Genomic DNA, 15,171 nt, shown 5'->3' on the forward strand with positions numbered 1-15,171 from the left:
GTTGCCCGTCGACATTTACTAGGACGTCCTAGTAAATTCGAGGGTATGGACGCTGACGCCATCGAGGAGGGCCGCCGTCGCTGGCAGGCCCGGTACGACGCCTCACGCACCCGCGAGGCCGACTTCACCACGCTCTCCGGGGACCCCGTGGACCCGGTGTACGGGCCACGGCCGGGGGACACGTACGAGGGCTTCGAGCGGATCGGCTGGCCCGGCGAGTACCCCTTCACCCGCGGCCTGCATCCGACCGGCTACCGGGGCAGGGCCTGGACCATCCGGCAGTTCGCCGGGTTCGGCAACGCCGAGCAGACCAACGAGCGCTACAAGATGATCCTCGCCAACGGCGGCGGCGGGCTCTCGGTCGCGTTCGACATGCCGACCCTGATGGGCCGCGACTCCGACGACCGCCGCTCACTCGGCGAGGTCGGCCACTGCGGGGTCGCGATCGACTCCGCCGCCGACATGGAGGTCCTGTTCCGGGACATCCCGCTGGGCGACGTGACGACCTCGATGACGATCAGCGGGCCCGCCGTGCCCGTCTTCTGCATGTACCTGGTCGCCGCCGAGCGGCAGGGCGTGGACCCGGCCGTCCTCAACGGCACGCTCCAGACGGACATCTTCAAGGAGTACATCGCGCAGAAGGAGTGGCTCTTCCAGCCCGAGCCCCATCTGCGCCTGATCGGCGACCTGATGGAGCACTGCGCCGCACACATCCCGGCGTACAAGCCGCTGTCGGTCTCCGGCTACCACATCCGCGAGGCGGGCGCGACGGCCGCGCAGGAGCTGGCGTACACCCTCGCCGACGGCTTCGGCTACGTCGAGCTGGGGCTGAGCCGCGGCCTGGACGTCGACGTGTTCGCGCCCGGCCTGTCCTTCTTCTTCGACGCGCACGTCGACTTCTTCGAGGAGATCGCCAAGTTCCGCGCGGCCCGCCGCATCTGGGCGCGCTGGATGCGGGACGTCTACGGCGCCCGGACCGCCAAGGCCCAGTGGCTGCGCTTCCACACCCAGACCGCGGGCGTCTCGCTGACCGCGCAGCAGCCCTACAACAACGTGGTCCGCACCGCCGTCGAGGCCCTCGCCGCGGTCCTCGGCGGGACGAACTCCCTGCACACCAACGCCCTCGACGAGACCCTCGCGCTGCCCAGCGAGCAGGCCGCCGAGATCGCGCTGCGCACCCAGCAGGTGCTGATGGAGGAGACCGGCGTCGCCAACGTCGCCGACCCGCTGGGCGGCTCCTGGTACGTCGAGCAGCTCACCGACCGGATCGAGGCCGACGCGGAGAAGATCTTCGACCAGATCAAGGAGCGCGGCCTGCGCGCCCACCCCGACGGGCAGCACCCCATCGGCCCCGTCACCTCCGGCATCCTGCGCGGCATCGAGGACGGCTGGTTCACCGGCGAGATCGCCGAGTCCGCCTTCCGCTACCAGCAGTCCCTGGAGAAGGGCGAGAAGCGGGTGGTCGGCGTCAACGTCCACACCGGTTCGGTCACCGGCGACCTGGAGATCCTCCGGGTCAGCCACGAGGTCGAGCGGGAGCAGGTCCGCATCCTCGGCGACCGCCGCTCCGGCCGCGACGACGAGGCGGTCCGGGCGTCCCTCGCCGCGATGCTCACCGCCGCCCGCGACGGCTCCAACATGATCGCCCCCATGCTCGACGCGGTCCGCGCCGAAGCGACCCTCGGCGAGATCTGCGACACCCTGCGAGAGGAATGGGGCACCTACACGGAACCAGCCGGCTTCTGACCCCTCCAGGCCCCGCCCCCGGCCCCGCAGCCCCCCACCCCACACCGGGGCCACGGGGCCCACCCCCCCTCACGCCGCCCGACACCAACCCCCCTCAGGGGCGCGGGGAACCGCTGGAATCCAGGGACGCCCGGCGTCATCACCCTTATAAGGGCGTTGCAGACAGTTCCTCCGGTCGCGGACAAGTTCATCAAGCGGGATGCCAGTACCGGCCCCGGGCAGATCTTCGCTGTCACCGCCATCAATGCCCGCAACCAGGCCATCAAGGATGGCGTCCTCGGTGGTGCGACACGTGATCCCGACAGCGACAGCGACGTGTGGGCGATCTGGCAGAAGCTGAACGAAGACCCGGAGTTCAACATCCGGCAGGTCGGGTATGTGCATCGCTACCATGCCGTCAAGTACGGCGTTGCGCGCCCGAGTCTGACGTCGTCGTACGACGACCTGTTCAAGTACCTCAAGTACTACCAGGGTGAGAACGCGAACGCCGAGACCGAGGCACAGAAGAGACTCAAGGTGTACGCGACGTTCGAGAAGTACAACGCCATCTCCCGAGGCGACAGCTTGTGAGCAGTCCGGGACGGAGCGAGGAAGCGTTCCTGGCCGTGGCGCGTAGCCCGCAGAGGCGTGCAGCGGTCACCGTCGTCCTGGCCGGCGCCGTCAACCTGGTCCTCGGCTATCTCGGCAACAGCATCGTGGACCTGCCCTGGCGGCTCCTTGAGGTATGGGTGCTTCCCGAGTACGGATGGGCGCCTCAGCCGTCGCCGACGGACACCGATGACGGCATGGGGCCCGCTGTCGCCGCGATCATCTTCTTCACCGTCCCGTACTTGCTGATGTGCGCCTTCGCCAACTACCTGGTCACCCAGGCCGTCAACGTCTACCGGGTCTGGTACGCGCTCATCGCGTTCATGGCACTCATCATGCCGGCAGTCGTCTTCACCATCGACCCGTCTCTGTACGCCGAGATCCCTCGGCCCTGACAGAAAGCCCTCCACTCACATGTCCATATCGCGTCGTGCTGCCCTGAAGCATGCCACCGTGCTCGCAGCCGGTACCGCTGCGGTCACGTTGGCCGGCTCTCATCAGGCGTTTGCCGCCGTCGGCTCGCCGACTCCCGAGCCCGTCGACATCTCGGACGCCCTGCGCCGTCACAAGGCCGAACAGGAGCGCGTGTACACGGGCAAGCCGTCCAAGAACGGGTGGGAGATGGAGAAGGTCGCCGACGATGGCGGCACCATCTGGACCCGCGCCCTTCCCGGCACTCTCCTCGGCGGTGTCCAGGTGCGCCTTGGAGACATAGAAACCGTCCTCATCCACGTCGTCCGGCGTTTCCACTACGAGATAGACGAACTCCGCCGTGGTGACGTGGTCGGCTGGCGCCACCCCAGCACAGTACGCAAGGGGCTCGCGGAGTCGAACCTGGCGTCGGGTACGGCGGTGCAGATCCGGCCCGGCTTCTACCCCTCCGGGCAGCGCGGAGGGTTCTTCCCGAACCAGCTTGTGATCGTCCGGGACATTGTCGCCGACTGCGAAGGGGTCGTTCGGTGGGGCGGCGACGACCGGAAACCGGATGAGGCCCTGTTCTACATCGACGTCAAGCCGCATGATCAGCGGCTGGCCAAGGTGGTGGGCAAGATCCGGGGATGGACCGCTACTCCCGGCGAGGGTGCTGGGGCCGGTGTCGACCCGTTCCAGCCGAAGCGTCGCCGGGCTGCCGATCGGCTTGCCCACGAGCAAGCGTAGATGGTCGTGGCTGCCACACTGGCGCGATGAAACGAACCCTTCCCGCACTCCTGTTGACCGCGGTCGCTCTGTTGTCCGGCTGCGCAGAGTCGTCGAGGAGCGATGCCGATGGCCCGCCGACCATCAGCGCATCCCCAGCCAGCGCCGACAGTGACCTGGCAGCCCGCTACCGGGATGCCGGCGGTCAGCGGGATGTGTACGGCCTCAAGTACGAGAACCGTCAAGGCGTGCCGGAGCTGACGGTGTGGACCCGTAAACGCTCCGGCTACGGGCCCGGTTTCGACGACTTCGACAAGACGTTGGCATCCTTCCTCACCGGGCAGGGCGTCAGCCTCGCTCAGGGATACGTGCTGAACGTGTATGGCCCTGACGGGACCAGATTGCACCACTACGACACGACTATGGAGAAATCCTCTTGATACGCAGACCCCTTGTCTCCGCCTGCTTAGCCGCAGCCTCTGCTGGTGCCCTCCGTGAAGCTGCCCCTTGATCGTGGACACCTGGAGACTGGGATCTTGAGGTTCCAGAGGAAGTAGCACCAGGTGGGAAGCAAGTACACGAAGCGGTACACCGAGGAGTTCAAGCGGGACGCCATCGCGCTCGTCGATTCCCCGGGCAAGACGGTCACCGCCGTCGCCCGGGAACTCGGCATCAGTTCCGAGTCCCTGCGCGGCTGGTACCGCAAGGCCAAGGCCGACCGGGGCAACCGGCGAGTCCGGTGAGCTGACCAGTGCCGAGCGTGAGGAGCTCAAGCGGCTGCGCAAGGAGGTCCGCGAACAGCAGCAGACGATCGAGATGCTGAGAAAGCGACGGCCTTCTTCGTGGCGGCCGGACACCATTTACGCCGACCGCGGCTACGGCCATGACAAGTACCGCAAGCAGGTCCGGGCCGTCGGAATCACGCCGGTCATCGCGCGGCGTGGCACCGAACACGGATCAGGGCTGGGCGTGTACCGATGGGTGGTCGAGCAGAGCTTCGCACTGCTGCACTGCTGCACTGGTTCCGCCGGTTACGCATCCGCTGGGAGATCCGCGACGACATCCACGAAGCCTTCCTCAGCCTGGCCTGCGGCATCATCTGCTGGCGCCGACTGAAGAACTTGTCACGCCGCTGGGAGTTCCAAGGGGCGCGGGGAACTGCGCGCACAGGCGGGGCCGGCCCGCACCAGGCACCCTCAGCCGGCCCCCTCCTGCGCCGCACCGGCCAACCCCTGCAGCAGCACCCGCGTGAGCGCCCGCACCCACTCCGCATCCGCAGGCTCCGCACTCACCAGCGTGCGATGCACCACCGCCCCCGCGACCATGTCGAAGATGAGGTCGGCCGTACGCGCGGCCTCGGCCGCGTCCTCCTCCGCGGCCAGTTCCCCCCGCGCCTGCGCCCGCTGACGCCCCTCCGTGACCAGGCACTTCTGCCGCTCCACGATGGACGCCCGGATCCGCTCCCGCAGCGCGTCGTCCCGCGTGGACTCCGCGACCACCGCCATGAGCCCGCTCTTCGCCTCGGGGCGGGCGAGGATCGCCGCGAACTGGAGGACCACGCCCTCGATGTCCGCGGCCAGCGAGCCCCGGTCCGGCAGCCGCAGCTCGTCGAAGAGCTCCGCCACCGCATCCACGACCAGCTCGTTCTTGCCGGCCCACCGCCGGTACAGCGTCGTCTTGGCGACTCCCGCCCGCGTCGCCACGTCCCCCAGGGTCAGCTTCGACCAGCCCAGCTCCACCAGTGCCGCCCGGGTCGCCGCGAGGATCGCCGTATCGGCGGCGGCGCTGCGCGGACGGCCTCGGAGGGCGGGGGTGCGGCTCTGCATCCCCTGACCATAAACCGGCGTTCCGCACCCGCGGCCGTGAGGCAGATCACCCCGCGGCGGCCCCCGCGGAGAGCCTCGCCGCCATTACGCTACGACTCGTAGCGAAAGCTGACCGCGGCCCGTGCTGGACGTGCACGGGCGGCAACCGCACGGCGCGGGTGGGGACCCGGCGCCGGTGCCGGGGGAGTGGCCGGAGCGGGCTTTCGCGACGTTTTCGCTGACGCGCGAGTACGGGGGAGGATAGACGCATGCAGCCACGGAACATGTCCATGAGCGGCGTCGTCGACCTCGCCGCGGTCAAGGCGGCCCAGGAGGCCAAGGCCAAGGCCGAGCAGACGCGCGCCGAAGCGGCCCGGCAGGGCGGAGTCGGGGCCGTGTCCCCGGCCGATCTCGTCATCGACGTCGATGAGGCGGGCTTCGAACAGGAAGTCCTCCAGCGCTCCGCCGAGGTCCCGGTCGTCATCGACTTCTGGGCCGAGTGGTGTCAGCCCTGCAAGCAGCTGAGCCCGGTCCTGGAGCGGCTGGCGGTCGAGTACAACGGGCGCATCCTCCTCGCGAAGATCGACGTCGACGCCAACCAGATGCTGATGCAGCAGTTCGGGATCCAGGGGATCCCGGCGGTGTTCGCGGTCGTCGCGGGGCAGGCGCTGCCGCTCTTCCAGGGGGCCGCCGGCGAGGAGCAGATCCGGCAGACCCTCGACCAGCTGGTCGAGGTCGCCGAGCAGCGCTTCGGCCTGACCGGCCTCACCGTCGACCCGGACGCCGAGCCGGGCGGCGCCGAGCCCGCCGAGGCGCCCGTCGGACCCTACGACGCCCTGCTCAACGCCGCCGCGCAGGCACTGGACGCCGGTGACCTGGGCGGCGCCGCGCAGGCCTACCGCAACGTCCTCGCCGACGACCCGGCCCACCCCGAGGCGAAACTGGGCCTGGCGCAGGCCGAGTTGCTCCAGCGGGTGCAGGGCCTCGACCCGCAGACCGTGCGGCAGGAGGCGGCCGAGAAGCCGGCCGACGCGCACGCCCAGATCACCGCAGCCGACCTGGACCTCGTCGGCGGTCATGTGGAGGACGCCTTCGGACGGCTCATCGAGACCGTGCGGCGCACCGCGGGCGAGGACCGGGACGCCGTACGCCTGCGTCTGCTGGAGCTGTTCGAGGTGGTGGGCGCCGACGACCCGCGGGTGACCGCGGCCCGCCGGGCGCTGGCCCGCGCCCTGTTCTGACCGGACGTACCGGGCCCGAGGAGGACGGAGCCCGGAGCTCGCGGCCGTGCGGCCGGGGTGCCGGGAGCCTCCGAGGAGGCTGGAAGGCGGCCGCGCTTTGCCAAATCTTGGCAATCGCGGCCGCTGTTACTGCCAGTAAGTTCACCTCGTCCATCTGTCGGCTTCCGTCCGGTAATCAACTGTTTCGTCCAGCCGCTCTCTGACACCCTCCGTCGCCGACCGGGGCCCGCCGGTCGGCCTCCGGTTATCCGGCCGTTACTAGCGAGTAACGAACCCCCTTGTGTCGGCGGCGAGAATGCACCACGATCGGCGACGCTCGGTCCAATTCCCCCAGCCCCGACAGCCGGTCGGGTCGCGGGAGCTCCTGGGTCCCCACCGGGCAGGGCCGGCGGCAGTGATGCCGGCTCTTGAGGACAGGGGGGTCTTCGCCTTCCGGTGAAGCCTGTCCGGCAAGGTTGTGCGTGATGCGTGTCAGGCGCGACCAGTGGTTGTCGCTCGGGGGTGATCGCCGGTGATGCAGGCGCAGTTCGCGCCGCTGAGCGCGGGCGCTCTCCTTCCCGAGGACGTAGCACTTCTCCCATCCCTGCCCGGCTGAGCCGCCGTCATAGGGGCAGTCAGGGCCGGAGATGTACGTCCGAGAAGGAGGAAATCATGGGTTCCAAGCCTCGTGGCGGGACCAGATGGAAGCGGTTCGCTGTGGTCATGGTGCCCAGCGTCGCCGCGGCCGCCGCGGTGGGTGTCGGGCTGGCGCAGGGCGCGCTCGCCACGTCGTTCACCGTCTCCGGCCAGAGTTTCAAGGTGCGCGCGGGCCACCTGGAGGGCACCGGATTCGCCCAGTACGGCGGAATCGACGAGGGCTACACCGACGTCTCCGGTTCCAAGACCACCAAGCGTCCGGTCGCGATCTCGACGTTCAAGCACGCCGAGATCAACAACATGTGCCAGTCGCTGAAGACGGACATCCCGCTCCTGGGCACCGTCTACATGCGTCTGGAGGCCGGCAAGGGCGCCAAGCCGGTCGAGGCGGACAACCTCTACCTCGACATCGCCCAGCTCGACGCCGATGCCACGTTCAAGGGCATCGACATCGGTGTGGCCATCAAGGACCAGAGCAAGGGTCCGGCCGTCACGGACAAGGGTGTGCTGCCGGGCGGCTTCGCCCAGCAGGCGGACTCGGCCGTCCTGGACGACGCCAAGCAGGTGGCGTGGGCCACCACCGCCGGCACCTTCAAGCTGAGCGGTCTGAGCCTGCGGCTCGGCACCGACTCCAAGATGGAGTGCTTCTGAGCCTCCGTCGCGCGGGTACCCCCGGGTACCTGAGCTGACCGCCGGGCGGGGGAGCAGCCGTTCCCCCGCCCGGACCGGAATCCGGCGTCCGGTGCGGGAACACCGGGCACCGCTCTTCGCGCGCCGACCTCGAACTCCCCACGGCGGCATCGCCGCCACGTACTTCCCCCCGGATCCAGGGAGCTGTTTTCCATGAGTGCCGAGACTCCGGTCCAGAGCGTCGGGGGCTTCGCCCGGACGCGTCTGCGGTTCCGCGCCTGGCGGGGCGACCGGCCTTTCTGGGCGGGTCTGTTCACCCTGCTCGGCGGTGTGCCGATCGCCTACTTCCCCTACGCCACCCTCAAGCTGGGCCACATCTCGATCGCCATGGCGACGACGGCCGGCGCGGGCTCCCTGATCATCGGTGTCCTTCTGGTCACCCTCGGACTCACCATGTGGTTCCAGCAGGTCACCCGCATCTTCGCAGGCGTCGCCTCGATCGTGCTGGCCCTGGTGTCGCTGGTGGTGTCCAACATCGGCGGCTTCCTGATCGGTTTCCTGCTCGCCCTGCTGGGCGGCGCGCTCGCCCTCTCCTGGGCGCCCGGCGAGGAAGCCCCCGAAGCCGCCGAGGCCTCTGAGGCCGCCGAGGTCTCCGAGGCCGGCGACGCGGCCGCGACGCCGGATCCGGCCGCGCCGGTTCCGGCGGAGGCCGCTCCCCCCGCCGGGCCGCCGCCGGGCGGGCACACCGAGGCCGGTGTCCCGGCGCAGCAGCGGACCGGTCCGGACGCCACCGGACAGGCCCCGGGAGCCGTGCCGATTCCGCGGGAACACAGCGAGGGCGTCGCGCCCGACCACGACAACGGGAGGCACCGTGCCGGCTGAGCCGCTGGGCCCGGAGGACTTCGCGGCCACGCCGCGGATCCGTACCGGTCCCCGCCATGCGGCCCCCAAGAAGCCGCTCCTGACCCGACTGCACCTGCCTGGGGGCCGGGTCATCGCGATGGCCGCGATGCCGACCGCCGTCCTCATGGGCGTCGGTCTCAGCCCCCTCGCCCAGGCCGACGGACAGGACCCCAAGCGGCTGACGGCCGAGGAGTACCGGGCCTGTGTCGAGGCACTGGAAGTCACCCAGGACGGCACGGACGAGGCCGACCGGAGCGCCGAGCCCTCCGAGACCCCGTCCGCCGCCCCGGCCGGGACGGCCCCCGCCGGCCCGGCCGACGACGACACGAACGGCCCGGGCTCCGGCTCGGGTGCCGAGGACTCCGGCTCCGGAGCTGGATCCGGGTCCGGCGGCGGCACGGACGCACCGGTCCCCGCCGCCACGCCCACCGAGGCGCCCGGCGCCGCCGCACAGCAGCCCGGCGACCCCGGCGCGGACGCGCAGAGCCCGAGTGCGGAGCCCTCGGAGCCGGCCACCGAGCGCAGCAACCCGCTCGACCCGCTGGGCATCGGCAAGGCCCTCGAAGACCTGTTCACGGGCGGTCTCGGCCAGGAGCCGGCCGCCGCCGAGGAGCCGTCGCCCGGCGAGGCCGTGCAGGCGGCCGTCCCGGACGACCCGGAGCCGGCCACCCCGGCGAAGGACGCCACCGAGGACACCGGCACCGGCCAGGACACCGGAAGCGGCCAGAACAGCGGAGGCGGCAAGGCCGCGGAGCAGCCGGCCGCGAAGGCAGCCCCGGAAGCCACGAACACGCCCACCGAGGCACCTGAGGCGACCGAGGCCCCCGAGGCGACCGCCACGGCCACCGCCGAGCCCTCGCCCTCCGAGTCCGTCGCCGCCGAGGACTGCCCGGCGGCCACCGACGCCGACGGCGAGTACGCGAACACGCCCCGGCTGCCGGACCGGCCCTGGCGCCTGGAGGCCAGCTCCCTGCTCCTGAAGGGCGCCGACTACGAGGGCATAGTCGAGGTGCGGACCGCCAACGGCACCGTCAAGCGGGTGCTGAAGTACATCATCAACAACGGTACCGACATCGGTGATCTGCACCAGCTGGTGAAGGACGAGGACGGCGGCAGGACGTACCACGTCCAGGCCGCGCGGGGGTCCACCTCCACCATCCGCAACGGCAAGACGATCATGTACACGGAGAAGATCTCGGGCAAGCTGTTCGGCCTGATCCCGGTCACCTTCAGCCCGGACAGTCCGCCGCCGCTGAACATCCCGCTGATCTACTTCACCGACGTCGAGGTCACCCAGGCCGGCCAGTTCGGCGGCGACCTGCACGTCCCCGGACTTCAGCAGTACATCACCGACTGAGCGGGCACCGCGCCCCGCTCCACCGGCCGCTCCGGGAGCCGCACCACACCGAGGGCGCCCCCTGCCGTGAGACAGGGGGCGCCCTCGGTGCGTTCAGCCGTTCAGCCGTTCATCCGGTCGTCCGCTCGGCCGGTGGCCCTCCCCGCGATCCCCGGTCCCGGCGGCGAGGGAGGCCGTCAGCCGCGTTCAGTCGCGTTCGCCGCCGCCGAGGTGGTGGACGCGGACCATGTTCGTGGTGCCCGGCACCCCGGGCGGCGAGCCGGCGGTGATGATCACGGTGTCGTGCTGGGCGAACCGGCCGAGCCTGACCATCTCCTGGTCCACCAGCTCGACCATCTCGTCGGTGCTGTTCACGAACGGCACGACGTGCGGCTCCACGCCCCAGCTCAGCGCGAGCTGGTTGCGGGTGGCGTCGTCCGTGGTGAACGCGATGATCGGCTGTGCGGCGCGGTAGCGGGAGAGCCGGCGGGCGGTGTCACCGGACTTGGTGAAGGCCACCAGGCCCTTGCCGCCGAGGAAGTCGGCGATCTCGCAGGCGGCGCGGGCCACCGAGCCGCCCTGGGTGCGCGGCTTCTTGCCGGGCACCAGCGGCTGCAGGCCCTTGGCCAGCAGCTCCTCCTCCGCCGCGGTGACGATCTTCGACATCGTCTTGACGGTCTCGATCGGGTACGCGCCCACACTGGACTCGGCGGAGAGCATCACCGCGTCGGCGCCGTCCAGGATCGCGTTGGCCACGTCGGAGGCCTCGGCGCGGGTCGGCCGGGAGTTGGTGATCATCGACTCCATCATCTGGGTCGCCACGATCACCGGCTTGGCGTTGCGCCGGCACAGTTCGATGAGGCGCTTCTGCACCATGGGGACCCGTTCGAGGGGGTACTCGACGGCCAGGTCGCCGCGGGCGACCATGACGCCGTCGAACGCCATCACGACGTCCTCCATGTTCTGCACCGCCTGCGGCTTCTCCACCTTGGCGACGACCGGGACCCGGCGGCCCTCCTCGTCCATCACCCGGTGCACGTCGGCGACGTCCTTGGCGTCCCGGACGAAGGACAGCGCGACCAGGTCGCAGCCCATCCGCAGCGCGAACCGCAGGTCCTCGACGTCCTTCTCGCTGAGCGCGGGCACGTTCACGGCCGCGCCGGGCAGGTTGATGCCCTTGTGGTCGGAGATGACCCCGCCCTCGATGACGATCGTCCGCACCCGCGGTCCCTCGACGTCCAGGACCTTCAGCTCGACGTTGCCGTCGTTGATCAGCACCTGGTCGCCGCGCGAGACGTCACCGGGCAGGCCCTTGTAGGTCGTGCCGCAGACCGTCTTGTCGCCGGCGACGTCCTCGGTGGTGATGGTGAACTCGTCACCGCGCACCAGCTCGACCGGGCCCTCGGCGAAGGTCTCCAGCCGGATCTTCGGGCCCTGGAGGTCGGCGAGCACACCGATGGCCCGGCCGGTCTCCTTGGCGGCGGCCCGGAGCCGGTCGTACCGGCCCTGGTGCTCGGCGTGCGTGCCGTGGCTGAAGTTGAAGCGGGCCACGTTCATCCCGGCCTCGATCAGCGACACGAGCTGTTCGTGGGAGTCGACCGCGGGGCCGAGAGTACAGACGATTTTCGAACGGCGCATGAGGCGATCCTATCGGTTTGTTTCGCTCCGGAATATTCCGTCTGGCGGAAGATACAAATGAGTGTGCTTTCGCTCAGGTGGGCTCGGCTCAGTCGTTCTTCCGGACCAGCGCGTAGGTCTGTGTCGCGATCTCCAGTTCCTCGTCCGTCGGCACCACGGCGACCGCGACGCGAGCGTACTCGGGGGAAATCAGCCGCGGCTCGTCGCCGCGCACCGCGTTGAGCTCGCTGTCGACCGCCAGGCCCAGTTCCTCCAGGCCCGCCAGGGCCGCCTCGCGCACCTCGGCCGCGTTCTCGCCGACGCCCGCGGTGAACGCCACCGCGTCCACCCGGCCGAGCACGGCGCAATAGGCGCCGATGTACTTCTTCAGCCGGTGGATGTAGACGTCGAAGGCGAGCCGCGCCCGTTCGTCGCCCGCGTCGATCCGCCGGCGGATCTCCCGCATGTCGTTGTCCCCGCACAGGCCGATCAGCCCGCTCTTCTTGTTCAGAAGAATGTCGATGTCGTCGGCGGACATTCGGCCGACGCGCATCAGATGGAAGATGACGGCCGGGTCCACATCACCCGAACGCGTGCCCATCACGAGCCCCTCCAGCGGGGTCAGCCCCATCGAGGTGTCCACGCAGCGGCCGCCCCGGACCGCGGACGCCGACGCCCCGTTGCCCAGGTGCAGCACGATCACGTTGACGTCCTCCGGCGCCCTGCCCAGCAGCCGGGCGGTCGCCCGGGACACGTAGGCGTGCGAGGTGCCGTGGAAGCCGTAGCGGCGGATGCGGTGGGCGTCGGCGGTGTCCGCGTCGATGGCGTAGCGCGCGGCGGACTCCGGCATCGTCGTGTGGAACGCGGTGTCGAAGACGGCGACCTGCGGCAGGTCCGGGCGCAGGGCCCGCGCGGTGCGGATGCCGGTCAGGTTCGCCGGGTTGTGCAGCGGGGCGAGCGGGATCAGCCGCTCGATCTCGGCGAGCACCGTGTCGTCGACGACGGTCGGCCGGGTGAAGCGCCGGCCGCCGTGCACCACGCGGTGCCCGACGGCGGCCAGTTCGGGGGAGTCCAGCCCCAGCCCGTCCTTGGCCAGCTCCGCCGCCACCGCCTTCAGCGCGGCGCCGTGGTCGGCGGCCGGTCCGCTCCACTCCCGGGTTCCGCCGCCCGCCGGCGTGTGCCTGAGCCGGGTGGTCTCCTCGCCGATCCGCTCGACGAGTCCGGCCGCGAGCAGGCTGCCGTCACGCATGTCGAGCAGCTGGTACTTCACCGACGAGGAGCCGGAGTTGAGGACGAGGACGCGGGTGGGGCTCACAGCCGGGGTGCCTTCTGCTCGGAGGTGCGGCCGTCGGACTGGGCCTGGACGGCGGTGATGGCGACGGTGTTGACGATGTCCTGCACGAGCGCGCCGCGGGACAGGTCGTTGACGGGCTTGCGCAGTCCCTGCAGGACCGGCCCGACGGCGATGGCGCCGGCCGAGCGCTGCACGGCCTTGTAGGTGTTGTTGCCGGTGTTGAGGTCCGGGAAGATCAGCACCGTGGCCTGGCCGGCCACCTCGGACCCGGGCAGCTTGGTCGCCGCCACGGTCGGCTCCACGGCCGCGTCGTACTGGATCGGCCCCTCGGCCTTGAGGTCCGGCCGGCGCTCGCGGACCAGGGCGGTCGCCTCGCGGACCTTGTCGACGTCGACGCCCGAGCCGGACGTGCCCGTCGAGTACGACAGCATCGCGATCCGCGGCTCCACCCCGAACCGCGCCGCCGTCGCGGCCGACTGGACGGCGATGTCGGCGAGCTGCTCGGCGTCCGGGTCGGGGTTGACCGCGCAGTCGCCGTACACGAGGACCCGGTCGGCCAAACACATGAAGAACACCGACGACACGATCGCCGTGTCCGGCTTGGTCTTGATGATCTCGAACGCGGGACGGATGGTCGCGGCCGTGGAGTGCACCGAGCCCGACACCATGCCGTCGGCCAGGCCCTCCTCGACCATCAGGGTGCCGAAGTAGTTGACGTCCGAGACCACGTCGTACGCCAGCTCCACCGTCACACCCTTGTGGGCGCGCAGCCGGGCGTAGCGCTGGGCGAAGCCGTCCCGCAGCTCGCTGGTCGCCGGGTCGATCAGCTGCGCGTGACCGAGGTCGATGCCGAGGTCGGCCGCCTTCTTGCGGATCCGGTCCACCGGGCCGAGCAGGGTCAGCTCGCACACGCCCCGGCGCAGCAGGACCTCCGCGGCGTGCAGCACCCGCTCCTCGGTGCCCTCCGGCAGCACCACGCGGCGCAGATCGGAGCGGGCCTGTTCGAGCAGCTGGTGCTCGAACATCATCGGGGTGATCCGGTCGCTGCTGGGGGCGGACACCCGCCGCAGCAGGTCGCCGGTGTCGACGTACCGCTCGAACAGGCCGAGCGCGACCTCCGCCTTGCGCGGGGTGGCCGCGTTCAGCTTGCCCTCCAGGGAGAACAACTGCTCGGCGGTGGGGAAGCTGAGGCCGGGCACCGACAGCACGGGGGTGCCGGGGGCCAGCCGGGCGGCGAGGGTCAGGACCTCCTCGCCCGGCACCTCGTCGAGGGTGAGCACCACGCCCGCGATCGGCGGGGTGCCCGCGCTGTGCGCGGCGAGCGTGCCGACCAGCAGGTCGGCCCGGTCGCCGGGGGTCACCACCATGCAGCCGGGGGTCAGCGCGCCGAGGAAGTTCGGCAGCATCGCCCCGCCGAACACGAAGCCGAGGGCGTCGCGGGCGAGCCCCGAGTCGTCGCCGAGCAGCACCTTCGCGCCGAGTGCCTGGGAGACCTGGGCGACGGTCGGCGCGGACAGGGCCGGCTCGTCGGGCACCACGTAGCAGGGCACCGGCAGCCGGGAGGAGAGCCGGTCGGCTATCAGGTCGCGGTCCTCGCGGGCCACCCGGTTGGTGACCATGGCGAGCACGTCGCAGCCCAGGGTGTCGTAGGCGCGGTAGGCGTTGCGGGTCTCGGCGCGCACCGAGTCGGCGGGCTGGCCGCGGCCGCCCACCACCGGGATCACCGAGGCGCCGAACTCGTTGGCGAGGCGGGCGTTGAGCGCGAGCTCGTCGGGGAGCTGGGTGCCGGCGAAGTCGGTGCCGAGGACGAGCACGACGTCGTAGTCCCGGGCGACCGCGTGGAAGCGGTCGACCAGGACCGAGACCAGCTCGTCGGTGCCGAGCTCGGCCTGCAGCGCGGACGCCTCGTGGTAGTCCATCCCGTAGACCGTGGCCGGGTCCTGCGCCAGCCGGTAGCGGGCCCGCAGCAGCTCGTAGAGCCGGTCCGGGCGGTCGTGGACGAGCGGACGGAACACCCCCACCCGGTCGACCTGCCGGGTCAGCAGCTCCATCACGCCCAGCTCCACGACCTGGCGGCCGTCGCCGCGGTCGATACCGGTCACGTACACGCTGCGCGTCACGCGTGCTCTCCGTTTCGTGGTGAGGTCTCGTCGGGTCGGGTCGGGTCGGGTCGGGCCGGGTCGGCTCGGGGTGGGGGCTCCCGGGGTGTCCGGGCCGCCGCATCAGCCCCGCGGCGGG

14 protein-coding genes and 1 pseudogene are annotated in these 15,171 nt (G+C 70.8%); 11 read left to right on the top strand and 4 right to left on the bottom strand.

Annotation, left to right across the window (positions count from 1 at the left end; translation table 11 throughout):
- Positions 1 to 45 precede the first annotated feature (45 nt).
- The 7 genes and pseudogenes from icmA to AC5K6T_RS26965 all read left to right on the top strand — a co-directional run.
- Positions 46 to 1,746 carry a coenzyme B12-dependent isobutyryl-CoA mutase large subunit gene (gene icmA / locus AC5K6T_RS26935; protein ID WP_493213020.1) on the top strand — a complete coding sequence of 567 codons (1,701 nt, stop codon included), beginning with the start codon at positions 46 to 48 and terminating at the stop codon, positions 1,744 to 1,746.
- Between the two features lie 156 nt (positions 1,747 to 1,902).
- Complete coding sequence (locus AC5K6T_RS26940) at positions 1,903 to 2,316, top strand: hypothetical protein (protein ID WP_493213022.1); 414 nt, start codon at positions 1,903 to 1,905, stop codon at positions 2,314 to 2,316.
- Positions 2,317 to 2,351: 35 nt separating this feature from the next.
- A complete protein-coding gene (locus AC5K6T_RS26945) occupies positions 2,352 to 2,729 on the top strand; it encodes a hypothetical protein (protein WP_493213024.1) in 378 nt (125 codons plus the stop codon).
- 19 nt (positions 2,730 to 2,748) lie between these two features.
- Entirely contained in the window at positions 2,749 to 3,492 is a 744-nt protein-coding gene (locus AC5K6T_RS26950) for a hypothetical protein (RefSeq protein ID WP_493213026.1), read from the top strand.
- Positions 3,493 to 3,518: 26 nt separating this feature from the next.
- Complete coding sequence (locus AC5K6T_RS26955) at positions 3,519 to 3,911, top strand: hypothetical protein (RefSeq protein WP_493213028.1); 393 nt, start codon at positions 3,519 to 3,521, stop codon at positions 3,909 to 3,911.
- Positions 3,912 to 4,034: 123 nt separating this feature from the next.
- Positions 4,035 to 4,214 (top strand): transposase, encoded by a 180-nt coding sequence (locus AC5K6T_RS26960; protein ID WP_493213029.1) that lies wholly within the window; start codon positions 4,035 to 4,037, stop codon positions 4,212 to 4,214.
- Between the two features lie 103 nt (positions 4,215 to 4,317).
- Positions 4,318 to 4,589 (top strand): annotated as a pseudogene (locus AC5K6T_RS26965) (IS5/IS1182 family transposase); the annotation flags it as partial.
- A 78-nt stretch (positions 4,590 to 4,667) separates the two neighbouring features.
- Here the strand turns inward: AC5K6T_RS26965 and AC5K6T_RS26970 are convergent.
- Entirely contained in the window at positions 4,668 to 5,297 is a 630-nt protein-coding gene (locus AC5K6T_RS26970) for a TetR/AcrR family transcriptional regulator (protein ID WP_493213031.1), read from the bottom strand.
- A 248-nt stretch (positions 5,298 to 5,545) separates the two neighbouring features.
- Here AC5K6T_RS26970 and AC5K6T_RS26975 point away from each other — a divergent pair, with 248 nt between their 5' ends.
- The 4 genes from AC5K6T_RS26975 to AC5K6T_RS26990 all read left to right on the top strand — a co-directional run bounded on the left by AC5K6T_RS26975 (position 5,546) and on the right by AC5K6T_RS26990 (position 10,043).
- Positions 5,546 to 6,517 (top strand): tetratricopeptide repeat protein, encoded by a 972-nt coding sequence (locus tag AC5K6T_RS26975; RefSeq protein ID WP_493213033.1) that lies wholly within the window; start codon positions 5,546 to 5,548, stop codon positions 6,515 to 6,517.
- A gap of 651 nt (positions 6,518 to 7,168) precedes the next feature.
- A complete protein-coding gene (locus AC5K6T_RS26980) occupies positions 7,169 to 7,804 on the top strand; it encodes a DUF6230 family protein (protein WP_493213035.1) in 636 nt (211 codons plus the stop codon).
- A gap of 192 nt (positions 7,805 to 7,996) precedes the next feature.
- Entirely contained in the window at positions 7,997 to 8,665 is a 669-nt protein-coding gene (locus AC5K6T_RS26985) for a DUF6114 domain-containing protein (RefSeq protein WP_493213036.1), read from the top strand.
- Positions 8,655 to 10,043 carry a hypothetical protein gene (locus tag AC5K6T_RS26990; RefSeq protein ID WP_493213038.1) on the top strand — a complete coding sequence of 463 codons (1,389 nt, stop codon included), beginning with the start codon at positions 8,655 to 8,657 and terminating at the stop codon, positions 10,041 to 10,043. Before AC5K6T_RS26985 ends, AC5K6T_RS26990 begins: the two co-directional genes overlap by 11 nt.
- Before the next feature lie 186 nt (positions 10,044 to 10,229).
- On the opposite strand, the gene pyk is transcribed toward AC5K6T_RS26990, so the two are convergent.
- The 3 genes from pyk to pta form a co-directional block, all read right to left on the bottom strand.
- Positions 10,230 to 11,660, bottom strand: coding sequence for a pyruvate kinase (gene pyk / locus AC5K6T_RS26995; protein ID WP_493213040.1), 1,431 nt, complete (start codon positions 11,658 to 11,660; stop codon positions 10,230 to 10,232).
- Positions 11,661 to 11,748: 88 nt separating this feature from the next.
- Positions 11,749 to 12,954 carry an acetate kinase gene (locus AC5K6T_RS27000; protein WP_493213042.1) on the bottom strand — a complete coding sequence of 402 codons (1,206 nt, stop codon included), beginning with the start codon at positions 12,952 to 12,954 and terminating at the stop codon, positions 11,749 to 11,751.
- Positions 12,951 to 15,053: a phosphate acetyltransferase gene (pta, locus tag AC5K6T_RS27005; RefSeq protein ID WP_493213043.1), complete on the bottom strand. Its 2,103-nt coding sequence runs from the start codon at positions 15,051 to 15,053 to the stop codon at positions 12,951 to 12,953. The genes AC5K6T_RS27000 and pta overlap by 4 nt, the downstream gene beginning before the upstream one ends.
- Positions 15,054 to 15,171 lie beyond the last annotated feature (118 nt).

This window comes from Streptomyces sp. B8-7 (genome assembly GCF_058833805.1).